25 protein-coding genes are annotated in these 25,051 nt (G+C 67.4%); 7 read left to right on the top strand and 18 right to left on the bottom strand.

From position 1 onward, the window contains the following. Positions 1-43: 43 nt before the first annotated feature. From QNO10_RS12760 to QNO10_RS12785, 6 genes are all read right to left on the bottom strand, one after another. Positions 44-1,264 carry a mechanosensitive ion channel family protein gene (locus QNO10_RS12760; RefSeq protein WP_229946714.1) on the bottom strand — a complete coding sequence of 407 codons (1,221 nt, stop codon included), beginning with the start codon at positions 1,262-1,264 and terminating at the stop codon, positions 44-46. 170 nt (positions 1,265-1,434) lie between these two features. Beyond that, complete coding sequence (locus tag QNO10_RS12765; RefSeq protein WP_229946712.1) at positions 1,435-2,484, bottom strand: iron-siderophore ABC transporter substrate-binding protein; 1,050 nt, start codon at positions 2,482-2,484, stop codon at positions 1,435-1,437. 169 nt (positions 2,485-2,653) lie between these two features. Continuing rightward, positions 2,654-3,898 carry an NAD(P)/FAD-dependent oxidoreductase gene (locus tag QNO10_RS12770; protein ID WP_229946711.1) on the bottom strand — a complete coding sequence of 415 codons (1,245 nt, stop codon included), beginning with the start codon at positions 3,896-3,898 and terminating at the stop codon, positions 2,654-2,656. Beyond that, the gene (locus tag QNO10_RS12775) at positions 3,895-4,239 is read right to left on the bottom strand and encodes a bifunctional 3-phenylpropionate/cinnamic acid dioxygenase ferredoxin subunit (protein WP_229946708.1); all 345 of its coding nucleotides are present in this window, start codon (positions 4,237-4,239) and stop codon (positions 3,895-3,897) included. The genes QNO10_RS12770 and QNO10_RS12775 overlap by 4 nt, the downstream gene beginning before the upstream one ends. Positions 4,240-4,290: 51 nt before the next feature. Next, on the bottom strand, positions 4,291-4,821 hold the full coding sequence (locus QNO10_RS12780; protein ID WP_229946706.1) for a MarR family winged helix-turn-helix transcriptional regulator: 531 nt from the start codon (positions 4,819-4,821) through the stop codon (positions 4,291-4,293). 84 nt (positions 4,822-4,905) lie between these two features. After that, positions 4,906-5,535, bottom strand: coding sequence for a TIGR03085 family metal-binding protein (locus tag QNO10_RS12785; protein WP_229946698.1), 630 nt, complete (start codon positions 5,533-5,535; stop codon positions 4,906-4,908). Positions 5,536-5,729: 194 nt separating this feature from the next. On the opposite strand from QNO10_RS12785, the gene QNO10_RS12790 reads away from it, so the two are divergent. After that, positions 5,730-7,703 carry an acyl-CoA dehydrogenase family protein gene (locus tag QNO10_RS12790; RefSeq protein ID WP_229946696.1) on the top strand — a complete coding sequence of 658 codons (1,974 nt, stop codon included), beginning with the start codon at positions 5,730-5,732 and terminating at the stop codon, positions 7,701-7,703. Positions 7,704-7,719: 16 nt separating this feature from the next. Here the strand turns inward: QNO10_RS12790 and QNO10_RS12795 are convergent, their stop codons facing one another. After that, positions 7,720-8,331 carry a TetR/AcrR family transcriptional regulator gene (locus tag QNO10_RS12795; RefSeq protein ID WP_229946694.1) on the bottom strand — a complete coding sequence of 204 codons (612 nt, stop codon included), beginning with the start codon at positions 8,329-8,331 and terminating at the stop codon, positions 7,720-7,722. A gap of 146 nt (positions 8,332-8,477) precedes the next feature. On the opposite strand from QNO10_RS12795, the gene QNO10_RS12800 reads away from it, so the two are divergent. From QNO10_RS12800 to QNO10_RS12810, 3 genes are read left to right on the top strand one after another with little or no spacing between them, the layout of a single operon-like run. Further along, a complete protein-coding gene (locus QNO10_RS12800; RefSeq protein WP_229946692.1) occupies positions 8,478-9,293 on the top strand; it encodes an SDR family oxidoreductase in 816 nt (271 codons plus the stop codon). A gap of 47 nt (positions 9,294-9,340) precedes the next feature. Further along, positions 9,341-10,594, top strand: coding sequence for an acyl-CoA dehydrogenase family protein (locus QNO10_RS12805; RefSeq protein WP_229946691.1), 1,254 nt, complete (start codon positions 9,341-9,343; stop codon positions 10,592-10,594). Between the two features lie 5 nt (positions 10,595-10,599). Further along, complete coding sequence (locus QNO10_RS12810) at positions 10,600-11,697, top strand: phosphotransferase family protein (RefSeq protein WP_229946689.1); 1,098 nt, start codon at positions 10,600-10,602, stop codon at positions 11,695-11,697. A 28-nt stretch (positions 11,698-11,725) separates the two neighbouring features. Here QNO10_RS12810 and QNO10_RS12815 read toward each other — a convergent pair whose 3' ends face one another. Beyond that, positions 11,726-12,763: an NAD(P)-dependent alcohol dehydrogenase gene (locus QNO10_RS12815; RefSeq protein WP_229946687.1), complete on the bottom strand. Its 1,038-nt coding sequence runs from the start codon at positions 12,761-12,763 to the stop codon at positions 11,726-11,728. Between the two features lie 125 nt (positions 12,764-12,888). Here QNO10_RS12815 and QNO10_RS12820 point away from each other — a divergent pair, with 125 nt between their 5' ends. Then, on the top strand, positions 12,889-13,446 hold the full coding sequence (locus tag QNO10_RS12820) for a hypothetical protein (protein WP_229946685.1): 558 nt from the start codon (positions 12,889-12,891) through the stop codon (positions 13,444-13,446). 145 nt (positions 13,447-13,591) lie between these two features. On the opposite strand, the gene QNO10_RS14635 is transcribed toward QNO10_RS12820, so the two are convergent. After that, on the bottom strand, positions 13,592-13,693 hold the full coding sequence (locus QNO10_RS14635) for an MFS transporter small subunit (RefSeq protein ID WP_442860216.1): 102 nt from the start codon (positions 13,691-13,693) through the stop codon (positions 13,592-13,594). After that, positions 13,693-15,096: an OFA family MFS transporter gene (locus QNO10_RS12825; RefSeq protein ID WP_229946591.1), complete on the bottom strand. Its 1,404-nt coding sequence runs from the start codon at positions 15,094-15,096 to the stop codon at positions 13,693-13,695. Before QNO10_RS12825 ends, QNO10_RS14635 begins: the two co-directional genes overlap by 1 nt. Positions 15,097-15,490: 394 nt before the next feature. Between QNO10_RS12825 and QNO10_RS12830 the strand changes: the two genes are divergently transcribed. After that, positions 15,491-17,032 (top strand): hypothetical protein, encoded by a 1,542-nt coding sequence (locus tag QNO10_RS12830; protein ID WP_229946589.1) that lies wholly within the window; start codon positions 15,491-15,493, stop codon positions 17,030-17,032. A gap of 103 nt (positions 17,033-17,135) precedes the next feature. Here QNO10_RS12830 and QNO10_RS12835 read toward each other — a convergent pair whose 3' ends face one another. From QNO10_RS12835 to QNO10_RS12845, 3 genes are all read right to left on the bottom strand, one after another. Continuing rightward, positions 17,136-17,747: a dihydrofolate reductase family protein gene (locus QNO10_RS12835; RefSeq protein WP_229946588.1), complete on the bottom strand. Its 612-nt coding sequence runs from the start codon at positions 17,745-17,747 to the stop codon at positions 17,136-17,138. Between the two features lie 95 nt (positions 17,748-17,842). After that, positions 17,843-18,391, bottom strand: a complete 549-nt coding sequence (locus QNO10_RS12840; RefSeq protein ID WP_229946586.1) for an acyl-CoA thioesterase — start codon at positions 18,389-18,391, stop codon at positions 17,843-17,845. 108 nt (positions 18,392-18,499) lie between these two features. Continuing rightward, entirely contained in the window at positions 18,500-19,606 is a 1,107-nt protein-coding gene (locus QNO10_RS12845; protein ID WP_229946583.1) for an NAD(P)-dependent alcohol dehydrogenase, read from the bottom strand. Between the two features lie 191 nt (positions 19,607-19,797). Between QNO10_RS12845 and QNO10_RS12850 the strand changes: the two genes are divergently transcribed. After that, positions 19,798-20,094 carry an EthD family reductase gene (locus QNO10_RS12850; protein ID WP_229946581.1) on the top strand — a complete coding sequence of 99 codons (297 nt, stop codon included), beginning with the start codon at positions 19,798-19,800 and terminating at the stop codon, positions 20,092-20,094. A 4-nt stretch (positions 20,095-20,098) separates the two neighbouring features. On the opposite strand, the gene QNO10_RS12855 is transcribed toward QNO10_RS12850, so the two are convergent. From QNO10_RS12855 to QNO10_RS12875, 5 genes are all read right to left on the bottom strand, one after another. Next, positions 20,099-20,785: a DUF6308 family protein gene (locus QNO10_RS12855; RefSeq protein ID WP_229946579.1), complete on the bottom strand. Its 687-nt coding sequence runs from the start codon at positions 20,783-20,785 to the stop codon at positions 20,099-20,101. Between the two features lie 10 nt (positions 20,786-20,795). Continuing rightward, positions 20,796-21,797, bottom strand: coding sequence for a glycine betaine ABC transporter substrate-binding protein (locus QNO10_RS12860; protein WP_229946577.1), 1,002 nt, complete (start codon positions 21,795-21,797; stop codon positions 20,796-20,798). Next, positions 21,797-22,456, bottom strand: a complete 660-nt coding sequence (locus tag QNO10_RS12865) for an ABC transporter permease (protein WP_229946677.1) — start codon at positions 22,454-22,456, stop codon at positions 21,797-21,799. The genes QNO10_RS12860 and QNO10_RS12865 overlap by 1 nt, the downstream gene beginning before the upstream one ends. Positions 22,457-22,572: 116 nt before the next feature. Further along, positions 22,573-23,853 (bottom strand): ABC transporter ATP-binding protein, encoded by a 1,281-nt coding sequence (locus QNO10_RS12870; protein WP_229946575.1) that lies wholly within the window; start codon positions 23,851-23,853, stop codon positions 22,573-22,575. After that, positions 23,846-24,487, bottom strand: coding sequence for an ABC transporter permease (locus QNO10_RS12875; protein WP_229946573.1), 642 nt, complete (start codon positions 24,485-24,487; stop codon positions 23,846-23,848). Before QNO10_RS12875 ends, QNO10_RS12870 begins: the two co-directional genes overlap by 8 nt. Between the last annotated feature and the right edge of the window lie 564 nt (positions 24,488-25,051).

Genomic DNA, 25,051 nt, shown 5'->3' on the forward strand with positions numbered 1-25,051 from the left:
CTGTCAACACCTCCGGCGTGTGGCCCGGCCGGGAACGGGAAAGTCAGCGGGACTGCTCCTCTGCGGCGTCCTCCCGTTCGGCGAAGACCTCCTCGCCGGGGCCGGAGAAGCTCACGCGGCGCTCCACGGCGTCGATGCTGCCGGTGAACAGCTGGGAGTCGCTGGTGTCCTCGCTGCGCGTCGCCGGGGCGCTGCGGGGAACGCGCTGCGCCGCGCGGGCCGGTGGACGGACTTCCTCCCAGCGCTGCCGGGGAAGGGCCTCCGGATGGTGTTCCTGCAGGTGTGTCACCATGGTTTCGCGGATGAGGCAGCGCAGGTCGAACAGGGTGCCGCTGTCCACGGCGCTGACGAGGATGCGGATCCGCACCAGGCCCTTCACCGCGTCCGTCACCTGCAGGACACTGGTGCGCTGGTCCCACAGGTCGGTGTCGGCCAGGATCTCCCTGAGCAGGGTGCGCAGCTCCCCCACCGGGACCCGCCAGTCCAGGTCCAGTTCCACCGTGCCCAGGATGTCCGACCGGCGGCGGGTCCAGTTCTGGAACGGCGTGGTGGTGAAGTAGGTGGAGGGCAGGATCAGGCGCCGGTCGTCCCAGATGTGGAGCACCACGTAGGTCATGGTGATTTCCTCGATGGTGCCCCATTCGCCTTCCACCACAACGACGTCGTCCACCCGGATCGCATCGGTGAAGGCCAGCTGCATTCCGGCAAAGACATTCGTCAGCGTCCCCTGCACGGCGAGGCCGGCCACGATGGACAGCACACCGGCGGAGGCCAGGATGCCGGCGCCGAGGGCACGGACCTCGGGAATGGTCAGCAGCACACAGGCCACGGCCAGGCTGATCAGGATGGCGATGCCGACCCGCCGGCCCAGGATGACCTGGGTCTTGAGGCGCCGGTACCTGCGGTTATCGCGGGTATCGGTGCTGTACCTGGTGAGGATCATGGCCTCAATGACCAGCAGCACCACCACTGCAAGCCAGGCCACCGCACCAATCAGGCCCAGCACCAGCACATAGTCCACCGCCGGCAGCCACGAGGTCCCGGCTGCCGTGGCGCCGAGGGCAATCCGCACTCCGATCAGGGCGAGCCCCAGACGCAGCGGGTTCCGGGCCTTGACGGAGATTTCCCGGATGCCGGGTGTTTTCCGGAAGGCCCGGTGGACCACCTCCCGCAGGATCCGGGCGAGGATCAGGGCAACACCCACTGCCACCAGCACGGCAAAGAGCGGTTTAAAGCTGACGGCAAGGGAAAGGAGGTCTTCCATAGGTTCGATGATTGCAAACTGCCGTGGGGAACTGTCCAATCGGCGCGGGGCGTCCGGACCGCAGCCGGAGCGGGTGCAGGACGGTTAAAAAGCGGACACCCCGGGGATGCCGGGGTGTCCGCTGCGCCTTTGAGGCGGCAGATGTGTTCTTGCTTACGTGGGCAGGAACGTTACTTCGCGTTGTCCGCTGCCGTGGCGGCGTCGGCGATCATCGGCACCACGTTGTCCAGGGCGTACGGGATGCTGAGCACGTTGATGGCCGACGTGGAGAAGACGCGCGTGGGATCGGCGTCGGCCACCAGGCTGCCGTTCTTCACAGCGGGGATCTGGCTCAACAGCGGATCGGAGGCAATGGTGTCCGCCACGTCGTCGCTGGCCACCCAGCTGACGAAGATATCCGAGTCCAGCTGGTTGAGGTTCTCGTCGGACCAGGGGACGTAGAACTCGCCTTCCTTGCTGTTCTCGGCCACCACGGGGGCCTGCGTCAGGCCCAGGGACTCCATGAACTTGGGGCGGTTGTCCAGCGCGGTGTAGACGGAGTTCTCCGCACCCGGGGCGAGGTTGCCGTAGATGAAGGTCTTGCCTTCCAGCTGCGGGTATTCGGCGGCCTTGTCGGTGATGGCCTGCTCTGTGTCCGCCACCAGCTTTTCCGCGTCGTCGCTCTTGCCCAGGGCCTCGCCGATCATGGTGGCGGTGTCCTGCCAGGAGGTGCCCCAGGGAGCTTCGGGGTAGGCCACCACGGGAGCAATCTTGCTCAGCTTGTCGTAGTCCTCCTGCGAGAGGCCGGAGTACGCAGCGATGATGACGTCGGGGTTGGTGGCCGCGACGTCGTCGAAGGCAATGCCGTCAGCCTCGGAGTACTGCGCCGGAGCGTTTTCGGAGCCGATGGGTGCGTCCAGGTCCTCGAGCGCGTCGTCGATCCAGGGGGTGGTGCCCTGCTCGTTGCCGCCGAACTCAATCAAGGGCATACCCACGGGAACCACACCCAGCGCGAGGGCGGTCTCCGCGTTGGCCCAGGACACGGCTGCCACCCGCTCGGGAACACCTTCAATGGTGGTCTCGCCGAAGGCATGCTCGATGGTTACGGGGAACTGGTCTTCGGCAGCGGCAGCGCTGCTGGAGGATTCGTTTTCACCCGCGGCGCCGGTGGAGCAGGCGGAGAGGGAAAGAACGGCGACGGCGGCCGCAGCGGCTGCGCGCCGCATCCGGGACAGGGCCATTTTGGGCTCCTTGGATCACATAAACGGACGGAACAGACCCGGCGGTCGCGGGTCCAAAAATAAGATTAGCCCAGGGTTAACCCAATTACGCAACGCTAATCTTTCGTAATACCCTTTCGGCCGCTGAGTGCCCCGCCATCCGGGCGCCCCGGACGGCCCGGGAGGTGCCCTAGGACTTGGCCCGCGCCAGCCGCCGCAGGTCCACGGCGGGGTCCCGCAGCTGTTCCGGGTCCACACGGCGCCCGGTTTCAATCAGCCTGCGCGCGGCCCGCACGGCGGTTCCGGCGTCGACGGCGGCCACGCCGGCCAGCGTCCCGTCCGCACCGAGGCGAAAGGCCATAAAACCGGGGCCGGGTTCGCCGCGGAGCATGGTCCGCCCCGGAACCGTCATGCTGCCGGCCACTTCCAGATGCACGCCGTACCGGTCGGACCAGAACCAGTCCACCGCCGCGGCCGGAGGGTCGACGCCGAGCATCCCGGCCGCGGCCGCCTCACCCGTGTGCCGGGCAGCATCCCAGTGCTCGAACCTGCGGCCGGGCACTCCGCCGGAACCAATGCGGCGGGAGGAATCTCCGGCGGCGAAAACGCGCGGGTGGGAAGTGCGCCCGGAGCCGTCCACCAGTACGCCGCCGTCCACCGCCAACCCCGCACCGCGGGCGAGTTCCGTGACCGGTTCGCTGCCCGCGGCCATCAGGACCGCGGTGGCGGAAAGCCTGCTGCCGTCCGTGAGCTCCACGGTCAGGGCTCCCCCGTCCGCACAGATGGCCTCCGGCATGCCGCGCCGGTAGTGCGTGCCGTGCGCGGTGTGGAGTTGATGCAGGGAGCCGGCCATCTCGGGACCCACCGCGGATGCGGACGGCAGGCCGGCGGGATCCACCAGGGTGACGTCGGCGCCCAGGGCGCGGGCGGTACCTGCCACTTCGGCGCCGATCAGTCCGGCGCCAAGGATGACCAGGTGTGCACCGGGAATGATCCGCTCCCGCAGCGCTTCGGCGTCGCCGGCGCTGCGCAGGGTGAACACCCCGGGCAGGTCCGCACCCGGCAGCGGCAGCCGGCGGGCGCGGGCACCGGTGGCAAGCAGAACGACGTCGGCCGTCAGCTCCGTGCCGGAGGCCAGGGCGAGGACGGGCGCGGTGGTGCCGCTGCCGGCGTCGAGCCTGCCCACGGAGTCGGCAATCACGGAGATGCTGTTGTCCTCGAACCACTGCCGGGGAGCCAGCTGCAGGCGCAGCCGGTCCAGGGTCCCGGCGAGGAAGGCCTTGCTCAGCGGCGGCCGGTCATAGGGCAGTCCGGCGGGATCCACCAGGGACAGTACGCCGGCATAACCGCGCCGGCGCAGCTCACGCACCGCACTGAAGCCGGCGATTCCGCCGCCCACCACGGCTATGGACGCCGGGGCTCCGTCGGTACTCAAGCGCCGAGCGGACTCTCGTTGGGGTAGAGCCAGACCCCACCGTCACGCACGTCCACCCGGTGGGCCTTGGTATTGACCAGGGCCGGCAGGCACAGGGCCTCGCCGGTGCGGAGGCAGAAGCGTGCGGAGTGGACGGGGCATTCCACCTCATCCCCCTCGATCCATCCTTCGGCAAGGGATGCATCCTCGTGCGTGCAGGTGTCATTGAGCGCGTAGAAGCGTCCGTTGTCGCTGTGGAACACGGCAATGTCGTCCGCGGTGCCCGCCGTTTCGGCGTCCACCGTGAGGGCCTCGCCCTCTTCTATTCCATCAACGTCGGCAACGCGGATACCCTCGCTCATGCCCTTCCTTCCCCGGCACCAGGCCAATAACGTGTTGCTTACGTCAACACGTTACCCCGGCAGCGGTGGCTCGGAGCCCGCGGTGAGCGGGGGCACACCCTGCTGCCGGCCGGAGGGGAACAGCGGAGCCGCACGCCGGGTCGGCCTGCCCGGTTCCAGTCCCCTGATAAGCGCAGTCAGTTCCGCACGCAGCTCGGGGCCGATCCCGGCGGTGGAGTCGTCCTGCTCAAGGTTTTCGGCGTCGGCCAGGAGCTTTTGCCCGCGTTCGGAAATGGCAACCCATCGTCCGGACCTGCCGACAGTTTCCGCCGGCACCTCTTCCACGAGGCCCTGCCCGGCCATACTCACGAGCGCCGTCCCCAGGGTCTGTGCAGTAACACGCAGCCGCCGGGCAAGCTCCGCGCGGCGCATGGGCCCATCGGCAAGGAGCACCCGCAGCACCGTCACACGTTCCTGGGTTAGTCCCACTGCGCGAAGCTTGTTATCCACTTCCCGCCGTACAAGCCGTGCAGCCGTCGAGAGCAGCCGCACGGGTTCCCAATCCCCCTCGTTCTGCATCTTCCTGCTTTCCTGATACGTCATTGGTAAGCGGTTCTGCTCCGCTGAACAATCAGTGTGCTTACTATTTCAACGGCACAGAGGGGGTACTTGTCAAGCCGGGTGGGGTTACCTGCCTGCCCACTGGCGGAACGCGCGGACGGCGTCACCCCCGCCTTCGATGCTGACATTGGCCGCTGCGCGCCGGCCCATGGCATGCAGCGCGAGGTCCACTACATCCCCGGAAACCAACACCGACTCAGTGCCGCGCTTGACCCTGCGCCGCCCCGAACCGGGCAGCGCCAGTTCCACGCCGACAGGGCTGCCGCGGTATCCCATCCGCGCCATCAGGCCCAGCTGCTTCCACAGCGCCTGCTGCTGGCCGGCAGGGAGTTCCCGTGGTGCGGCCGTTCCCTCGCCGCGGCGGATGTCCTCATGGTGAACGACGTATTCCACCAGGTTTGCCGCCTCCAGCCGGTAGGGCGAAAACCGGCCCGGACCGGCGGCGAACCGGTCAACCAGCGCAGCATAGCCCTCAGGCACCGCTGCCGCTGCAGCCTCGGCGCCGAGGTGCTTTTCCTGGCCCGGTTTGGGCCGGCGCACCGCATCGGCGGCGATCTTCCAGGGGGCGTGCTCCCGGAGCACGAGGTGCGCCAGCAGCCGGCGCACGTCCCACCCCTCACACAGGGTGGGTGCGAGCGGATCCGCCTCCCGCAGCGTCCGGACCAGTTCCGCGCGTTCCGTATCCACCCATGCCATGTTGCACTCCTTCGCGTTGAACGCCGCTGATTTTCCGCCCTCTCCAGGCGGTTACCTGCGGCAATGTGGCCTACGGCCAACATTAGCCACCGAACCCCCTTTACCCGTACCTACTGGCGCGTAGCATGGTCCCCACAGTGAGCCGAGGCTGTTGAGCCGTGCACACGGGGCAGCCGTGACAGAGGAGAAATCCCATGAGCACCACTGATCTTTCCCAGGACGCCAGCCGCAACGGCAGCGCCCGCAAAATCAAGGAACGCGTCGTCACCGAACAGGACGCCCGCAACGCCACCGAAGCAGCCCGGGATACCGGTGAGTCCCGGCCGAGTTTCGCCAAGGGAATCTACCTGGGCAACTACAACCTGGACCTGGTGGGCTCCCTGCCCCCGGGGGACCTCGATGAAGAGGCCCGGGCACAGCTGTTCCTGGCGGCCTTGACGGACTACTGCAAAACCATGGACGGCCGGGCAATTGAACGTACCGGCATCATCCCCGACGAGAACCTGCGCGGGCTCGCCGATCTGGGGGTGTTTGGAATAAAGATCCCGCAGCACTACGGCGGGCTGGGCCTGTCCCTGCTGAACTACGGGCGTGCCCTGATGATCCTGGGCACCGTGCACCCCAGCCTGGGTGCGCTGGTCTCCGCCCACCAGTCCATCGGTGTGCCGGAACCGGTCAAGGTGTTCGGCACCGAGGCGCAGAAGGAGGAGTACCTGCCGCGCTGCGCCGCCGGGGCGGTGACCGCCTTCCTGCTCACCGAACCCGACGTCGGGTCCGACCCCGCGCGGCTGCGCACCACCGCCATCCCCTCCGACGACGGCAGCGAATACGTGATCGACGGCGTCAAGCTGTGGACCACCAACGGGGTCATTGCCGAACTGGTGGTGGTGATGGCCGCCGTTCCGCCGCACGGCGAGTCCAAGGGCGGGATCAGCGCCTTTGTGGTGGAGATGTCCTCCCCCGGCATCACCGTGGAGAACCGCAACAACTTCATGGGCCTGCGCGGCATCGAAAACGGGGTCACCCGGTTCACCAATGTCCGCGTCCCGGCCGCCAACCGGCTGGGCCGCGAGGGCCAGGGCCTGAAGATCGCCCTGACCACACTGAACACGGGCCGGCTGTCCATTCCGGCCATGTGCGCCGCGGCCGGCAAATGGTCGCTGAAGATTGCCCGCGGCTGGTCCGGTGCCCGGGAGCAGTGGGGCAGGCCGATTGGCCGGCACGAGGCCGTGGCCAAGAAGCTCGCCTTCATTGCAGCCACCAGCTTCGCGCTGGAGGCGGTGTTTGAACTCTCCGCCGAACTGGCCGACGCCGGCACCAAGGACATCCGCATCGAGGCGGCCCTGGCCAAACTATGGGCCAGCGAAATGGCCTACAACATTGCGGACGAGCTGGTGCAGGTGCGCGGCGGACGCGGTTTCGAGACGGCCGATTCGCTTGCGGCCCGCGGCGAGCGTGCGGTCCCGGCCGAGCAGCAGCTGCGGGACCTGCGCATCAACCGGGTGTTCGAGGGGTCCACCGAGATCATGCACCTGTTCATTGCACGTGAAGCGGTGGATGCCCACCTCTCCGCGGCCGGGGACCTGGCGGTGGCGGATGCTCCGGTGGGCGCCAAGGCGCGGGCGGCCCTGAAGGCCAGCGGTTTCTACGGCAAGTGGCTGCCGACGCTCGCCGCGGGCAAGGGCAATGTGCCGACGTCCTACACGGAGTTCGGCGTGCTGGCCCGGCACCTGCGCTACGCCGAGCGGGCTTCGCGCCGGCTGGCCCGCTCCACCTTCTACGGCATGGCCCGCTGGCAGGCCGGGTTGGAACAGCACCAGGTTTTCCTGGGCCGGATCGTGGACATCGGTGCCGAGATTTTTGCCATCTCCGCCTCCTGCGTCCGCGCCGTGAAGATCCGCCGGGAGGATCCGGCGGAAGGAGCCAGCGCATTCGAGCTCGCCGATGCGTTCAGCAGGGAATCCCGGGTCCGGATCGAAGCACTTTTCGACGGCCTGTGGAACAACTCCGACGAGTCCGACCGCCGGCTATCCAAGGGCGTTTTGGCCGGGCGGTACACCTGGCAGGAGGAGGGTGTGCTGGACGGGTCCGAAGGCACCGGACCGTGGATTTCCGAGACGGCCCGCGGGGACGAGCCGAAGGAGAACCTGCACCGCTGGTACCGGTAGGACTGCCTGGGACCGCCTACACGGCGCCGACCGCGCCGCGGCAGATCTGCACATAGCGGTCCGCCAGTTCCTCCGGCGGAAGCGGGCCGCCGGCGCGGTACCACTGGGCCACTCCGGTGCACATGGTGGTGACCGCCCGGCTGGCGTCCTTGGGGTAGCCGGTGGTGAAGCGGCCGCTGCGCACGGCTTCGGCCACGACGTCGTCCAGGAGTTTCTGCTGCCGGTCCCGGGCCGCGATATGCCCGGCCCGGGCCGGCCCCTCCAGGCTGCGGATCTCGCTGGCCGCAATGAAGGCGTGTTCCCAGCGGTAGGCGTGGACCAGGACCAGGCATTCGATGAGCAGGGCAAACCGCTGCTCCACGTCACCGCCGGCCTCGGCCAGGGCCGCCGTGCTGCGGGCGTACAGGTCTGCCATGGCGGATTCGGCTATCCCCACCAGCAGCGCCTGTTTGGACGGGTAATGGTGGTACAGCCCGGGCACGGAGAGCCCGGCGCGGGTGGCGACGGTGCGGATGGTGGTCCCGTGGTAGCCGTGCTCCACAAAACAGTCCAGGGCGGCGCGCAGCAGCGGGGGCAGGGCGGGGACGGAGAAGTCCCGCCAGCCGGGCTGCACACGGGTGTCGGTCATGCCGTCCCTTCCATGGGAACAATGTGAGAGCAATGCGAGAATAATGTGACCCTTGACACGTTCGGAGGGCCTGCACCAGACTAACCGTACCGAGCGGTCGCTCGGTAGTAGGTCCCGGTAGTAGTTTGAGCGGAAGTTGGCGCAGCATGACGGAACAGACGCCGGAGCAGCCGGAGCAGGTGCCGGGGCAGGAGACAGCCAGGCCCCGCCTCGAGGGCAGGACAGCAGTGGTCACCGGAGCCAGCCGCGGCATCGGACTGGCGATCGCCCGGCGGCTGGTGGCCGAAGGCGCGAAGGTCTGCATCACCGCCCGCAACATCGGCCCGCTGAAGGAAGCCGCTGCGGAGTTCCCGGAAGGCACCGTGCTGGCGGTTGCCGGCCGGTCCGACGACCCGGACCACCGCGCAGAGGTGCTGGACACCGTCGCGGACACCTGGGGCCGGCTGGACATCCTCGTGAACAACGCCGGGGTGAACCCCGTCTACGGCCCGCTGAGCGAGCTGGACCCGGAGGCGGCCCGCCGGATCCTCGACGTCAACGTGCTCGGCACCCTCGCCTGGGTCACCGCCGTCTGCGCCCATGAAGCCCTGGACTTCCGCGGCCGCGGCGGCTCGGTATTGAACCTCTCCTCCGTCTCGGCGCAGACACCTGCCGCCGGCATCGGCTTCTACGGCATCAGCAAGGCCGCCGTGGAACAGCTCACCCGTACCCTCGCCGTCGAACTGGCACCCACCGTGCGTGTGAACGCGCTGGCACCCGCCGTCGTCAAGACGCAGTTTGCCCGTGCCCTGTACGAAGGGCGCGAGGAAAAGGTCAGCTCCACCTACCCGCTCAAGCGGCTCGGCACCCCGGAGGACGTGGCCGGCGCGGCTGCCTTCCTGGCCTCCGACGACGCCGCCTGGGTCACCGGGCAGATCATCAACCTCGACGGCGGCCTGCTGGTGGCCGGCGGCGCGGCCTGACCCGCCCGCTGGCCGAACAGCATCCCGCCACCCTAAGGACCCCCGCCATGAGCACCGTTTCGCCGGAGATCGAAGACCTGCGCCTGCGCACCCGTGAATTCATCCGCGGCACGGTGATCCCCGCCGAACCGCGGCCGGGCGCCGTCGTACCGGAGGCCCTGCTGGAGGAGCTGCGATCCGCCGCGAAGGCAGCCGGCGTCTTCGCCCCGCACGCACCGCGCGAATACGGCGGCCAGGGCGTGCCGCTGGAGCACTGGTCCCCCATCTTCCAGGAGGCCGGCTACTCGCTGATCGGCCCGTCGGCGTTGAACTGCATGGCCCCGGACGAGGGGAACATGCACATGCTGCACCTGATCGGCAGCGAGGAGCAGAAGCAGCGTTACCTCGCTCCGCTGGTCTCCGGCGCGGCCCGCTCCTGCTTCGGTATGACCGAGCCGCACCCGGGCGCCGGTTCGGACCCGGCCGCCCTGCGCAGCACTGCCGCGAAGGTCGACGGCGGCTGGCTGATCACCGGGCACAAGCGCTTTACCAGCGGCGCCAACAACGCCACCTTCTGCATCGCCATGGTCCGCACCCCGGCGGTCGACGGCGCCCCCGCCGGAGCCACCATGCTCCTGGTGGACATGGACGCCCCCGGTGTGCGGATCGGCGAGCAGCTGCACACCATGGACCGGGCGATCGGCGGCGGGCATCCGCACGTGCACTTCGAGGACGTATTCGTGCCGGATACCGCCGTGCTCGGGGCACCGGGGGAAGGCTTCCGTTACGCGCAGGTCCGGCTTGGCCCGGCCCGACTGACCCACTGCATGCGCTGGCTCGGCCTGGCCCGGCGGTCCCTGGACATTGCGCTGGACCGGACCAACCGGCGCGAGATTTTCGGATCGGTGATGAATGAACTCGGCCTGGCCCAGGAAATGATCGCCCAGTCCGTGATCGACATTGAAACCTCCGATGCCATCATCACCAAGACCGCGGCGCTGCTGGAGAGCGATGCCAGGGCCGGATCCGCCCTGTCCTCGGTGGCCAAGGCCCACACCTCGGAGGCGGTGTACCGGGTGATCGACCGCAGCCTGCAGCTGTGCGGCGGCGACGGCGTCACCGACCGGCTGCCGCTGGCCTCGTACCTCAACGAGGTCCGCGCCTTCCGCATCTATGACGGTTCCAACGAGACGCATAAGTGGGCCATTGCCCGCCGCGCCTCCGCACACCGCCGCCGCGAGGTGGAGCACGGCGCCCCCGATCTTGCCGATGTGTCCCGTCCGGTGTCCGACGCCGAGTCCCCCGCCGAAGCGAAAGCCTGAACGCCATGCACACCACTGCCGACGGCACCGAAGTTGTAGCCACCCGCGCCGACGCCGATGCGCTTGCCTCCCCTCCCCTGCTGATCCTGGACGAGGTCACCGCATTCTTCGACGCGCACGGTCTCGGGTCGGGACCACTGTCCTGGACGCAGATCGGCGACGGGCAGTCCAACATCACGTACCGGATCCGGCGCGGCAACGAGGACTTCGTGCTGCGCCGCGGGCCGCGCCCGCCGCTGCCCCGCTCCACGCATGACATGGTCCGCGAGGCGAGGATCCAGCAGCTGCTGCGCGTGCAGGGGGTGCCGGTTCCGGAAATCCTGGCCGTCTGCGAAGACGCGTCGGTGCTCGGGGTGCCGTTCTACGTGATGGCTTTCCTCGACGGCCTGGTCATCACCAACACCATCCCGCCGGCGCTGACGTCACCGGAGGACCGCCGGGCCACCAGCGCCGCCGTCGTCGACGCCCTGGTCCGCATCCACTCGGTGGATGTGGACAGCGGGGACCTGGCGTCCTTCGGCAAACCGGAGGGGTACCTGCAGCGCCAGGTGACCCGGTTCTCCGGGCTGTGGGAGGTCAACACCCTGCGCAACCTGCCCGAGGTGGCCCGGATCGGCAGCTGGCTGGCGGACAACGTGCCCGAAAGCCAGGCCGCATCGGTGCTGCACGGTGACTACCGGCCCGGAAACCTGATGTTCGCTCCGCAGTCCCCCGCACGGGTCATTGCGGTCCTGGACTGGGAGATGTCCGCCATCGGCGATCCGCTCGCGGACCTTGGCTACCTCACCGCCACGTACTCCGAACCCGGCAGCGCCGTCACGCCCCTCGAGCTGACCGGTGTGACCCGCAACCCCGGCTATTACACCCGGGAGGACGTCATTGCGGCCTACCGGGAGCGGATGGACCTGGATCTGGACGCGCTGCCCTGGTACCAGGCCCTGGCACTGTGGAAGGCCTCGATTTTCTGTGAGGCCATCTACACCCGCTGGCTCAAGGGCGAACGCCCCAACGACCGGGTGTTTGCCCCGTCATTGGAGACCGGGGTGCCGCAGCTGCTGCGCACCGCCGCAGGGTTCGCGGGGCTGGCACCGGCACCGCTGTAACGTCCGGTGCCGGTTCCTCCGGACCGGGTCAGGGAACGACGACGGCGCGGCCCAGCAGCTGGTTGTTCTTCAGTTTCTCGTAGGCCGCCGGGGCGTCGTCCAGGCTGAAGACCTCAGTGTGCACGTTGAGTCCGCCGCCCCGGGCCAGGTCCAGCACCTCGAAAAGTTCCGGCCGGGAGCCCCAGTACGGGGCCCGGATAGAGGTTTCCCAAGCCGCGGTGGCACCCAGGCCCACCGGCAGGGTTCCGGCGCCCACACCCACCAGGACCTGGTCGCCCTGTGATCCCACCATTGCCTGGCCCATGTCCAGCGTGGCTTGGATGGTCACGAAGTCGAAGACCGCGTCCACGCCCCGTCCGCCGGTCAGGTCCCGGACCAGGTCCACCGCACCGGGCTCGGACGGGAAGGTGTAGTGCGCGCCGACGTCGGTGGCCAGGTTCAGCTTCGCCTCGTCGATATCCAGTGCCACCACGGTGGCCGCGGTCATGGCCCGCAGGATCTGCACGGCCACGTGCCCCAGCCCACCCACACCGATAACGACGGCGGTGGCGCCGGAGGGCAGTTTCTCCAGCGAACCCTTGATGGCGTGGTATGGGGTGAGTCCGGCGTCGGTCAGGGACACGTTCTGCACGGGATCCAGCTCCCCCAGTGGCAGCAGGTGCCGGGGACTATCCACAATCAGGTATTCCGCCATGGCCCCGGGGGCACCGAGCCCGGGCGGCGCAATTCCGAATTTCCCGGCGTTGCGGCAGTAGTTTTCCCGGCCGCTGGAACATTCGTAGCAAAGTCCGCAGCCCCACGGCCCGTAGACGGCCATGGAGGTGCCCTCCTCGATGTACTGGACGCCTTCGCCCACCCGGTCCACCACTCCGGCGCCTTCGTGCCCCAATGTCAGGGGCAGTCCGTAGATGTATTCGTTCTCCGGCAGGCTCATGATGAATTCGTCGGAGTGGCACACACCCGAGGCCGTGACCTTCAGGCGCACCTGCCCCGGGCCGGGTTCCGGAGTGTCAATCTCCACCACTTCGGGCGGCTGGCCGATGGTGCGGTACTGAAGGGCTCTCATGGCATGCTCCTGCTCTCCGCGGCGGCGGAGGATCCGCCGGGGCGCGGTGGATGGAATGTGCCCTTTAAGCGTTGCACCCGCGTCGCCGGTTCCGTAGCCCTCGAGCCGCAGGTAGCGTGTGGGCCATGAAGAATCTTCCGCTGTCGCTCGCACTCGCCGCCTCCTCCGGCATATTCACCCTGCAGAGGCCGGCCGACTGGTCTCCGCGGATGCGCCGCACCTACGTTGTTGCTCCCGGTGTTGCCCTCGGCGCCATCGGTGTCCTGGCTGTCCGGAAGGGCGCCCAAAAGGGAAGGGAACTGGCCGCTGCCGGGACCGTTGACCTCGTCACCCCCTTCACGGCTGGGGCTGGGACTGGGACTGGGACTGACGGCGGCGGCGAAGGCACCGATTCCACCACTGCGCCTTCCTACGTTGCCGGGAACGCGTCCGGACACCGGACCCGGGTGCCGGCAATTGCGCTGGCGGTTCTGGCGGCAACGGTGGGTACAACCGTGAGCGGGCTCCTGGCACTGGGCCTGGTGCTGGACGAGCGTATGGAAACGTGGCTGGTCCGGCGCGGGGTGGCGCAGCCCCGGCGGGTGATGGCGGTTGCTGCCGCCGCGGGTTCCCTGATCCTGGACCAGGCGATGGATTCGAGGGACTCGTCCAGGGGCTCCGGGGAGCCAGGCGCCCATCGGTAGAGCCGGCGTACTGCCTCCTGCTGCGGCAGGAAGGTTAAAGACTGCGGGCCGGCAGCGGGTGTTTTCCACACCCGCTGCCGGCCCGTTGTATTCCGTTCGGCTAAACAGCGTTTAGCCGAACGGTGTTGTCTAACTGATTGGTGCTTTAGCCGAAGAGCGCCGAAGCCTTGGTCAGGGTCTGAAAGATCCCGTAGGCCAGCGGAGCTCCCACCAGCACCCAGCTCACTGTCAGCTTTGCCTTAGTCATTAGCGTTCTCCGTTTACGGTAGCGGTCTGTTCCGGAGCCACGGGTGAAGACTTCGGCTCGTGGTAGCGGGATGCCACCGGTGTCACCAGCAGGTTGGCGATGAAGCCTACCACCAGCAGGCCCACCATGGTCAGGAGCGCGGGCTGGTAAGCCGCGGCCGTGAGTTCACCGGGGGTGCCCTGGGAATCCAGGAACGAGTTGACGATCAGCGGACCGGCAATGCCCGCGGCAGACCATGCAGTGAGCAACCGGCCGTGGATAGCACCGACCTGGTAGGTGCCAAAGAGATCCCGCAGGTAGGCCGGTACCGTAGCGAATCCGCCTCCGTAGAAGGAGATGATGATGAACGCCAAAGCCACGTACAGGAAGGTGGAACCGCCGCCGAACAGGGACAGCAGGATGTACAGGGCGCCACCGAGGCCGAGGTAGACCATGTAGATGCGCTTGCGGCCCACCAGGTCCGACGTGGCGGACCAGACAAAACGACCGCCCATGTTTCCAATGGAAAGCAGGCCCACAAATCCACCGGCAACGGCAGCGGAGACCAGGGAAACGCCGTCGGGCTGGCGGAAGAAGTCCTGGATCATCGGGGCAGCCTGCTCCAGGATGCCGATGCCGGCAGTGACATTGCAGAAGAGCACAACCCAGACCAGCCAGAACTGCTTTGTCTTGATGGCGTTGGCCGCGGACACGTGGTTGGTGGTGACCATGGCCTTGGCCTTGACCTTGGAGGGGTCGAAGCCTGCGGGCTTCCAGTCTGCCGCCGGCACGCGGATGCTCCACGCTCCGTAAAGCATGTAGACGAGGTACACCAGTCCCAGGGTGAGGAACAGTTTGCCTACGGCGTCGCCGCTGGCCACCCATCCTTCGGTTCCGGACTCCGGATCAAAGAAGCCCAGGAGTGCCGAGGACAACGGGCTGGCGACCAGCGCGCCGCCGCCGAAGCCCATGATGGCCATGCCCGTGGCGAGTCCCGGACGGTCCGGGAACCACTTCATCAGGGTGGAGACCGGGGAAATGTAACCGATGCCCAGGCCGATGCCGCCGATGAAGCCGTAGCCCAGGTAAAGCAGCCAAAGCTGGCCGGTAAAGATGCCCACGGAACCGACGAAGAAACCGCCCGCCCAGAACACGGCGGCGACAAACATGGCCTTGCGGGGTCCGTTGCGGTCCACCCAGGTGCCCAAGACGGCAGCGGAGAGGCCGAGCATCACGATGGCAATGGAGAAAATGACGCCGATCTGCGTCAGGCTGGCGTCGAAGTACTCCACCAATGCCGTCTTGTAAACGCTCGTGGCATACACCTGGCCGATGCATAGATGCACCGCCAGCGCTGCCGGTGGAATCAGCCACCGGTTAAATCCGGGCGGTGCGATCGTTCGGTCGCGGTCCAGCCAACTCATCAAAAAACTCCCTTTATCTCACGCTAAATCTTGTCTCTCAACAACGATGCCTCGTGCGGCATGTCTTGCCCCGGTCCGACACGCAGTTTTCACCGGCTGGACCAAACAGCGGGCCGACATACCGCGCAACCTACTCGCCGGTAACTAATTTTGAAAAAGGCTTGCTTTGTTACCGATGGGTAGCTTAGATGTAACAGACATCACACTGAGTTCGGCCGGATATGTCTCACCGTTGCGACTGCCCCGGCCTTTTGCATCCGCGAAGGCTGCGCCTACCCGCGCAGCGCAGTCAGTCTCGAACCCGTAAGAAGCAGAAAAAGGACATTCAATGACGAGTTCTCCGTCCGGACGCGCCGCTAGCCGCCCGCACACACTTTTAACCATTCTTTTGGCGTTGTTCCTGGTTCTCCTGCTGGCCTTCTTCGTCCTCTTTACGGGCAAGGTAGCCAGCGGAGCATCAGAGCTCAGCGACGGTGCGGAGCGTGCCTCCACCGGCGCGGGCGACCTGCAGGAGGGCGCGGATAAGGCCAAGGCCGGCGCGGACAAGGTTGCCGCCGGCTCGGAAAAGGTCGATACCGGTGCGAACACCCTGGCCGCGGGTATCTCCTCCGCCAAGACGGGTGTCACCACCCTGAAGGAAGGCGCCACCACGCTGGATGAGGGTGCACTCAAGCTCCTCACCGGCGCAGAAGCCGCCAACACCGGTGCCAACACGCTGGCCGCCGGTGCCACCAACGCCCGGACCGGTGCAGGCACCCTGGCTGCCGGAGCCAACAGTGCTGCTGCTGGCGCTAACACCCTGGCTGCCGGTGCGACGACGGCGCGGGCCGGCTCGGACGAGCTGGCCGCGGGTGCCAATCAGCTTTACACGAAGATGAAGCCACTGGCTGATGGTGCACCTGCTCTGGCCACGGGTGCAGCGACTGTCGCTGGTGGTATCGGTCAGCTTGCTCCCGGTTCAGTAAAGGTGAGCGGGGGCGCCCTAGAGATGTGGAAGGGCATTCATGCCCAAACAGGCAAGGACGGGAAAACCGCCTACGAAAACATAAGCACCGATTTGTTCCCGTATGGCAAGGAAGGCAATTCCGCTGGCGCGGCCACACTCCGTGGGGCGGGCTTGGTCGACGTTGCAAATAAGCTTGAGGGCCTTGAACGGATTGTCGCAGAGTTTGACAAAGCTCTTACGGGTTACAACCCCGAAGTGGATGGCGCCGTCCCTTATCACCTGGACGGCAACGGAGCGCCGAAGTACGACACAGATGGTCTCTTGTATGGCACCGGTGCGATCGCGCAGGGCCTCACCGACCTCAATGACCCCGCAGCCGCACCGAACTTGGCTGCCAAGGCAGGCGAGGCCGCTGCCGGCATCGCAGAGCTCTACGCAGGTGCCGGCAACCTTTCCAAGGGCGCCACCAACCTGAACACCGGCCTGAAGACCCTTGAGGCCGGCGCAGGGACCCTCGCCCAGGGCAACGGCCAGCTGGCCACCGGTGCAGGTTCGCTCTACACCGGCCTGGATACGCTCGAGACCGGCGCGTACACGCTGGCCGACGGCAACTACAAGATCTACGACGGCACCATCACCCTCGCCGACGGCACCAGCCGCCTGGCCACGGGCACCGAGTCCCTGGACGAGGGCGTGGTGAAGCTCGACGACGGCGGCAAGACGCTGACCGCCGGCACCAAGGAGCTGAAGACCGGCGCCTCGGACCTGGCTGACGGCAACGGCGAGCTGGCCGAAGGCAGCAAGACCCTGGCCGACGGCAACAGCAAGATCTCCGAAGGTGCGGACACCATGCGGGCCAGCACCACGGCGCTGACTCCGGGTGAAATCCTCACCTCCCCGAAGATCCTGGCCGTGCTCATCCCGCTGCTCCTGCTGCTGATCCCGATCGGCATGCTGATCGCCAGCACACGCCGCGGCGCCCACGGCTAGACAGCACCACCGTTGTACCGCTAGACCGCACCACCACTCGCATCACTGCAGAAAAGGGCAGGTACCGCACCGCGGTACCTGCCCTTTTCCGTGTCCGGCATGGTCAGGGGGCGGACCCGGAACCGGTCGGCAGTGCCGCAGGGTGCAGCGTCACCGAGATGGCTCCGGACCGGGTGGTCTGGGGCTCGGAGACGCTGTAGGAGGCGGCCTCCCGGATGTCTTCGAAGAGCCGCTTGCCCTGGCCCACAACCACCGGGAAAATCAGCAGCCGGTACGCGTCCACCAGCCCGGCCGCAGCCAGTGCCTGCACCAGCTGGTAGCTGCCGTGCACCTGGAGTTCGCCGCTGCGCCGGGACTTCAGCCGTTCCACGCTGGGCATCAGCTCCCCTTCGAGCAGAAGGGTGTTGTGCCAGGGCACACGCGGCATGGTGGCGGAGACCAGATACTTCGGCAGGCTGTTCAAAGCTGTGGCAATGAGGTCCCCGGGCTGGTTCGCGGCCTCCCAATAGGGCTGCATCATGTCGTACGTGTTGCGCCCCAGGAGAAGTGCATCGGCCATCGCGTACCACTCGGAGACAATCTGCTCCAGGTCGGGATCAGCATGCGGAATCAGCCACCCGCCGCCGGTGAAACCACCGGACGGGTCTTCCTCCCTGCTGCCCGGAGCCTGCATCACGCCGTTCAACGTCAGGAAAGTGTTGACCGTCAGCTTCACCGAGCACCCCGTTCCTAGGTCCCCCTGTTTCTAGGGTCGGCCCGGCATCCGGGGGTGTCAACGGTCCCGGACAACCCCCGGGGCGGCAGTTCCGGTTAGGCCCATGTGTGCGGAGCGGGGCGGCGGGTGCTCGGCAGGGCGACTGCGGCACGCCAGTCGTTGATCCACTCCGGCAGTTCCAGGTCCGACGGCGGGACGGCGCCTACGGCCTCGAAGATCTCCTCGTTGCTCACCGGGCCGTTCTTGGACACGAGCCGGGTGCAGATGACGGCACTGGCGTAAATCTCGCCGTCCACCACCATGCGCTGCTCGATGTAGATGGCGCGCTCATCGAAGCCGATGACCCGGGTTTCGATGCTGTAGCGCTGGTGCAGCTGCAGCGACTTGCGGAAGCTTATGGTCTCGTTGTTCGCCACCGGACTCCAGCCGCGCTTCTTCATCACGTCCCAGACGCCGCTGCGGACCAGCAGGTCAAAACGGCCCAGGTCCATCAGCGAGAAATACATGCCGTTGTTCAAGTGCATCGCAAAGTCGATGTCCGAGAGCAGGACTTTCATGGGCACCGAAGAGGTGTCGAAGAAGCCGAGCTTGGGGCGGCGGCGGGCACGGAAGAGGGTCAGGATGGTGCGCAGGATCAGGTGCATGCCAGCTATATTACCGCTCAGTAACATAGTGTCGAGGTGCACCGCGGAAATTTCTTTTTCCGATCCGTTTTATGCGGACCGGCTCGGGTGCCCGCTACCCCACGCCTTTCAGCGCCACGGCTGGACCATGGCCTTCAGCGCTCCCGGCTGCTGGCCGGCGTCGAGCGCTTCCCGCACCTCGCCGAGCCCAAACTCATGGGTGACCAGCACGTCCAGGTCCACCCTGCCCTCGGCCACCAGCGAGATGGCCAGCGGCCAGGTGTTGGCGTAGCGGAAGATGCCGGTGAGCCAGATTTCGCGGTTCTGGATGATGCCGACCGGCAGTTCCACGTCCTCGGCACCCATACCCACCAGCACCGCCCGGCCGCCCGGGGCCACCGCGCGGATGCCGGCACGGACAGCTCTCGGTGCGCCGGAGGCGTCGATGAACGAGTCCACCCCCAACCCGTCCACCGGCTGCGATGCGTGCAGGGTGTGGGTGGCGCCGTGCCCGGCCGCGAAGTCCAGCCGGTCCTGAGCAATATCGCTGACGTAGACGGCACTGGCACCGAAGGCCCGCGCCACCTGGGCAATGATCACTCCGATCGGTCCGGCACCCGCCACCAGCACGCGGTGCCCCGGGCCGACCCCGGCCCTGCGGCAGGCCCAGATGCCCACGGACAGCGGTTCCATCAGGGCAGCCGCTTCGTCCGAGACCGTGTCCGGAACGGTGTGGGCGAAGTCGGACTCAATCACCACGTATTCGGCGAACGCCCCGTCCACCGGCGGGGTGGCATAAAACGCCATGTCCGGGCACAGGTTGTAGCGGCCCTGTTTGCACTGCCCGCAGCGGCGGCAGGGTTTCTGCGGCTCGATGGACACCCGCTCACCGATCCGGGCCGGATCCACGGCGGAGCCGACGGCGGCAATGGTCCCCGAGGCCTCGTGCCCGAGCACCAGCGGTTCCTCCACCACAAACTGCCCGATCCGGCCGTGCCGGAAATAATGCACATCGCTGCCACAGACCCCGACGGCGGCCACCCGGACCAACACCTCGTCCGGTCCCGGCTGCGGGAGCGGGCGTTCGTCGACGGAAAGGAGGTTGGGAGCGTCGGCGCTGCCGGCGCCGTCGGCGTTTTTACCCTGTCCGACCGGGACGCGCAGGACCGAGACGCGCATGGTGTCCGGCAGGTCCGGCGTCGGCATTGCAGCGGCGGGACTGGTGGAAAGCGACATGCGGTTCCTCCTCGTTGCGGGTCCGCGGGCTCCGGTGGGCTCCGGCGTAGTCAGGACGCTAGCCCGGTGCGGGCCTGCTGTCCTTAAACCACCGCCGGCCCCTGTCCCAACTCCGTTTCCCCTGCCCTGTCCCGGACGCGCCGGGCGGAGTACCTTGAAGCGCGTACTCCCCTTCGTGGAGCAGGAGCCCAATGCACACCCTCGTTGTCCTCTTCGGGCATCCCCGGAACCCTGAGGCCTTCCGCCGGCACTACCGGAGCGTGCACCTGCCGCTGGTGCGCAACATCCCCGGGGTGCGGGAGCTGCGCGCCTCGGAGGAGCTGGGCTCGTCTGCCGGCACGCCCCCGTATTTCGCGCTGTTTGAAGCGGATTTCGATGACGGGCCCGCCATGCAGGACGCCCTGACCACGGCCGAGGGGCAGGCTGCCAATGCCGACATCCCGAACTTCGCCACCGGTGGGCTGACCGTGTTCACCTACCGGCGGTAGCGGCTTAGTCGTCGTCGCCCGGCGCCTTCCGGAACCCGCGCTGCTTGGCGTCCATCCACAGCACCACATCCATGGCCCGCAGGGTGGACACCCGTACCGGCAGTGCCGCCCGGTCCTGCACGGTGTCCAGGCGCCGGACCAGCTCCCGGTCATTGGCGGTCAGCAGGGCGTACCATTCCTCCCACTGGGTGAGGGAACTGGCCACGCCGGTGCTGCGGGCCACCAGAGGATCCCAGATGGGAATCAGCTTCGGGCGTTTGCGGGCCAGCAGCTTGCTGGTTTTGCCCGGGCCCATTTTCCACTGCCCGCCCTTGTAGCCGCGGAAAAGGTCCCAGAGCAGCCAGGCCGGGCTTTCCTTGCCCAGGACGTGCAGGTATTCGACGCCGGTCACGTCTGCCAGCTCCAGGGTCACCGGAATCAGTTCCAGCAGCTCGCCGATTTCCGGAGCCTGCGTTTCAAGCAGTCCAACCACCGCCGGACCCTTGATGTCCTCGCCCAGCAGGGCCAGCGCCACCAGGTCGTCGGCGGTGATGCGGTTGGCGGCACCCGGCGCATCGCCGCCGCCGGCCCACGTATCGAACCGCGCCCCGGTCCGCACGTGGCCGGACGTCAGCTTCTGCGTGTAGTAGCGGTGCAGCAGGCCGGCGGCGTCGTCGACCCGGCCGGCGTCGAGGATGGCTGGCAGGTCCACGGTGTCCACCTCACTCGGGAGCGGTGATCAGGCCCTTCTCAACCATCCAGTCGAACGCGACGTCGGCAGGTTCCTGGCCGTTAACGTCCACGGCAAGGTTCATCTTGCGCAGTTCCTCGTCGGTAAGCAACGGAGATACCTGCGCGAAGATGTCCACCAGCACGGGATACTCCTCCAACGCCTCGGTGTTGAAGACCGGGGCGGCGTTGTAGGCGGGGAAATAGGCCAGGTCATCCTCGAGCACGGTCAGCCCGAGCGAATCGATGCGCCCGTCCGTGGCAAAGACCTCGCCGAAGTTGCACTCCCCGGCGTCGGTGGCCGAGTACACGGCACCGGTGTCATAGATCCCCACGTTGGCGTCCGGCACCCCGTCGGGCGCACCGCGCGGCATGCCGTACTTTTCGAGCAGCGGGTTCATGCCGTCCGGCCGCGAATTGAACTCGGCCTCGAGGCAGAAGGTGCGATCCTCCACCGGCAGCCGGGCGATGTCGGAAATGCTCTGCACTCCCAGTTCCTGCGCGGCCTCGGTGCGGATGGCCATCGCATAGGTGTTGTTCAGCGGTGCCGGGTCGCCCCAGGTGACACCGTTCGCGAGGTCCGCATCATGCACGGCCTGCCACTGTTCCTGCTTGTCCGGAATGCCCGCACTCTGGCCGAGATAGGCGATCCATCCGGTGCCGGTGTATTCCCAGGTCATGCCGGCCTGCCCCGAGAGGAGCAGCTCGCGCGCCGGCTGGCTGCCGGGCACATTGGTCAGGTCGGTGACCTCGAAACCTGCGACCTTGGTGGCCAGCACGGCGATCTTGCCCAGGATGAGCTGCTCGGTGAAGTTCTTGCTCGTGACGGTGAGTTTCGCGTCGTCGGGCAGCCCCTCGACCGGCTGGATCGAGCCGGGATCCGCCTCCGGCACATAGGAGGCTGCCGGCTGCAGGCCGCAGCCCGAAAGCAGCAGGCCGACGGCGGCGGCCCCGACTGCGGCCAGGCGGACGCGCGTGGTTGACGGCTTGTTCATCAGAGTCCCTTCGGCCGGGCGATGTGCTCGACCAGGCGGCCGATCCAGTCGACCACCAGGGCCAGCAGCGCCACCAGCAGAGCGCCGGCAACCAGCACGGTGGTCAGGTTCAGGTTCACGCCGGTAGTGATGAGGATGCCCAGCCCGCCGCCGTTGACGAACGTGGCGAGGGTGGCGGTGCCCACCAGGAGCACCAGGGCGGTCCGGACGCCGGAGAGCATCACGGGCACCGCGAGCGGCAGTTCCAGCCGGAACAGCACCTGGGCGTTGCTCATGCCCACGCCGCGGCCGGCCTCCACCACGCGCGGGTCCACCTGCTGCAGTCCCACCATGGTGTTCCGCATGACCGGCAGCAGGGCGTAGACCACCAGGGCGCCGATGGCGGCCCGGAAGCCGAAGCCGACCCAGAAGGCCAGCAGCACCAGCAGTCCGATGGCCGGTGCGGCCTGACCGATGTTGGCCAGCGCCATAATCGGGCCGGTGAACCGGCGCATCCGTCCGCGGGTCAGCAGCACGCCCAGCGGAATCGCGACCACCAGCACAATCACCGCGGACACACCGGTCAGCAGCAGGTGCTGGACGGTGTATTCCCACAGCGCTGCGGGGTCCAGGGTGGTGCGCTCGGTGACGCTGAGCTCCGCAGTGGTCAGCCACAGCATCAGCAACCCGAAAGCCACCGCAATGCCGGCCAGCTGCAGCAGCAGGGGGCGCCACGACGTCGGTCCGGCACCGGTTTCGGCCTCGGCCCGGGCCTGCGCGGCCGTGGGGACGGCGGTCACCGGGTGCCCTGGCCGGCGGCAGCACCGGCGTCGTCCTGCACCGGAACCGGCGCCGCGTCAGTGCCGCGCTCGATGACGCCGCGGTTAAGACCAACCGGAGCGCTGGAGGAACCCAGCTGCGCGGCGTCGTTCGCTGCCGTGATCGCTTCCATCACGGTCTGCACGGTGACGGTCCCAAGGAAACGCTCATGCGGACCGGCGACGAGCGCCGCCCCGGTGCTGGAGACCAGCATGGTGTCCAGTGCGTCGTTGAGCGTGGACTGGTCGCTGATGACCGGAAGCTTGGGATCAACGGCGTCGGTGTGCCGGTCCAGCCGGGAGAGCTGGCGCCGGGAGAGCCATTGGATGGGCCGTTCGCGTTCGTCCAGGACCACCGCGTTCTGCTCGCCCGCGCCCTGCAGCCGGGAGAGGGTGTCGCTGGCGAGGTCGCCGATGCCGGCGGTGATGGGTGCGGTCAGTTCCACCTCGTTCACCCGGGTGAGGGTGAGCTGTTTCAGGCCGGCGCCGGAGCCGATGAAGTTCTCCACGAACTCGTTGGCGGGGTTGGCGAGGATGCGTTCCGGGGAGTCGTACTGCACCAGCTGGGCGCCCTCGTCGAAGATGGCGATCCAGTCCCCCAGTTTCACGGCTTCGTCGAAGTCGTGGGTGACGCAGACGATGGTCTTCTGCAGCTCGGACTGGATGTGCAGCAGCTCATCCTGCAGCCGCTGCCGGGTGATCGGGTCCACGGCGCCGAACGGTTCGTCCATCAGCAGCACGGGCGGATCGGCGGCCAGTGCGCGGGCCACGCCCACACGCTGCTGCTGCCCGCCGGAAAGCTCCTTCGGGTAGCGGTCCCGGTAGAGCGCCGGGTCCAGGGACACCAGTTCGAGCAGTTCATCCACCCGGGCCTGGATACGGTCCTTGTCCCAGTCGAGCATCTTGGGGACGACGGCGATGTTCGCTGCGACGGTCATGTGCGGAAATAGCCCGCCGGCCTGGATGACGTAGCCGATGCCGCGGCGCAGCTGGTCGCCGTCGATACCGGTGACGTCGTCGCCGTCCAGGATGATCCGTCCGCTGCTGGGCTCGATGAGCCGGTTGATCATTTTCAGCGTGGTGGTTTTGCCGCAACCGGACGGGCCCACGAGCATCACGATGCTGCCCCGCGGGATTTCCATGGTCAGCCCGCCGACCGCCGGTTTGTCCTGCCCGGGATAGCGCTTGGTGACGTTGTCGAGCAGGATGCCGGTGCCGGTGGCTGTGGCGCCGGTGGATGGGGAAAGGGTCTCAGACACGGATACCTCGCGGGGTTGTGAGCCGGCCGAGGCCGACCAGGAGAAGGTCAAGGATCAGGGCCAGCAGGATCACGCCGACGACGCCGACCACTACGGATTCGAGCGAATTGGCACCACCCAGGCGGGACAGGCCGGTGAAGATGAAGCCGCCCAGTCCCGGGCCGAGGGCGTAGGCCGCGATGGCGGCGATGCCCATCACCATCTGGGCGGACACCCGGACACCGGCAAGGATGACCGGCCAGGCCAGCGGCAGTTCGATGCGCAGGAGGGTGCGCATCCGGCCCATGCCGACGCCGCGGGCAGATTCGATGACGGTCGGGGAAATCCCGGCCAGCCCCACCACCGCGTTACGCAGGATGGGCAGGGTGGCATAGAACGCCACCACGATGACGGCCGGCACGGCGCCGAATCCGAAGGGTGCGATCAGCAGGCCGATCAGCGCGAAGGACGGCAGCGTCAGGCCCACCGCGGAGACGCCGTTCGCTACTCCACTGAGGGTCTTATTCCGGTACACCAGTGCTGCGATGACCACGGCGAGGACCGTCGCCAGGAGCAGGCACTGCAGAACTAGGCTGAAGTGCTGCCATCCGGCGAACAGGATCTGTTGATACCGGTCCGCCACGAATTCCCACACATCAAGACCTCTTCACTTGGTTACGAACGCTTCTGTGGTCCGCCCGCACATGGTGTCTGGGCGAAAACTACCAAGCAAGCTTACCGTTACCTGCTTCACATTAAGCGCCGAAAAGCTCCGAACCGGAACATCGTGACGCTTTAGCAGCGGTCTGGGGTGGGGTTTGGGTGGGTTCTTGCGGGGTGCTAGGCGGGGGTTTGGGGGTTGGGGGGGTGGGGTTTGACGGGGTGCTCCGGGGGCGAGCCTCAATGGTCCCGGGACTCCGGGTGCTCCAGGCGCGGTTTCCCAGCTTTGCCGGGCTGCTTCAGATACTGCTCGGCGGGGCTTCCGGTTAGAGCTCCGGGCCAGGCCGTATCCGCCGGGGCTTTCTTCCTTGTGCCGAGGTTCTTTCCTGGCCGCTTTACCTTCTGTACAGCTGATGAGGCCGGGCCTCCACCTTCTGTACAGCTGATGCTGCCTGGCGGGCCCTTAGGGCGCATCTGCTGTACAGAAGGCAGCGTCTCCGTCTCCTAGGGTGTTTCCGACACGGTTTCCCACGCGGTGTGACGGGCGTGGCCGGTGTTG

The sequence above is a fragment of the Arthrobacter sp. zg-Y919 genome, assembly GCF_030142045.1.
In the GTDB taxonomy this organism is placed as follows: domain Bacteria; phylum Actinomycetota; class Actinomycetes; order Actinomycetales; family Micrococcaceae; genus Arthrobacter_B.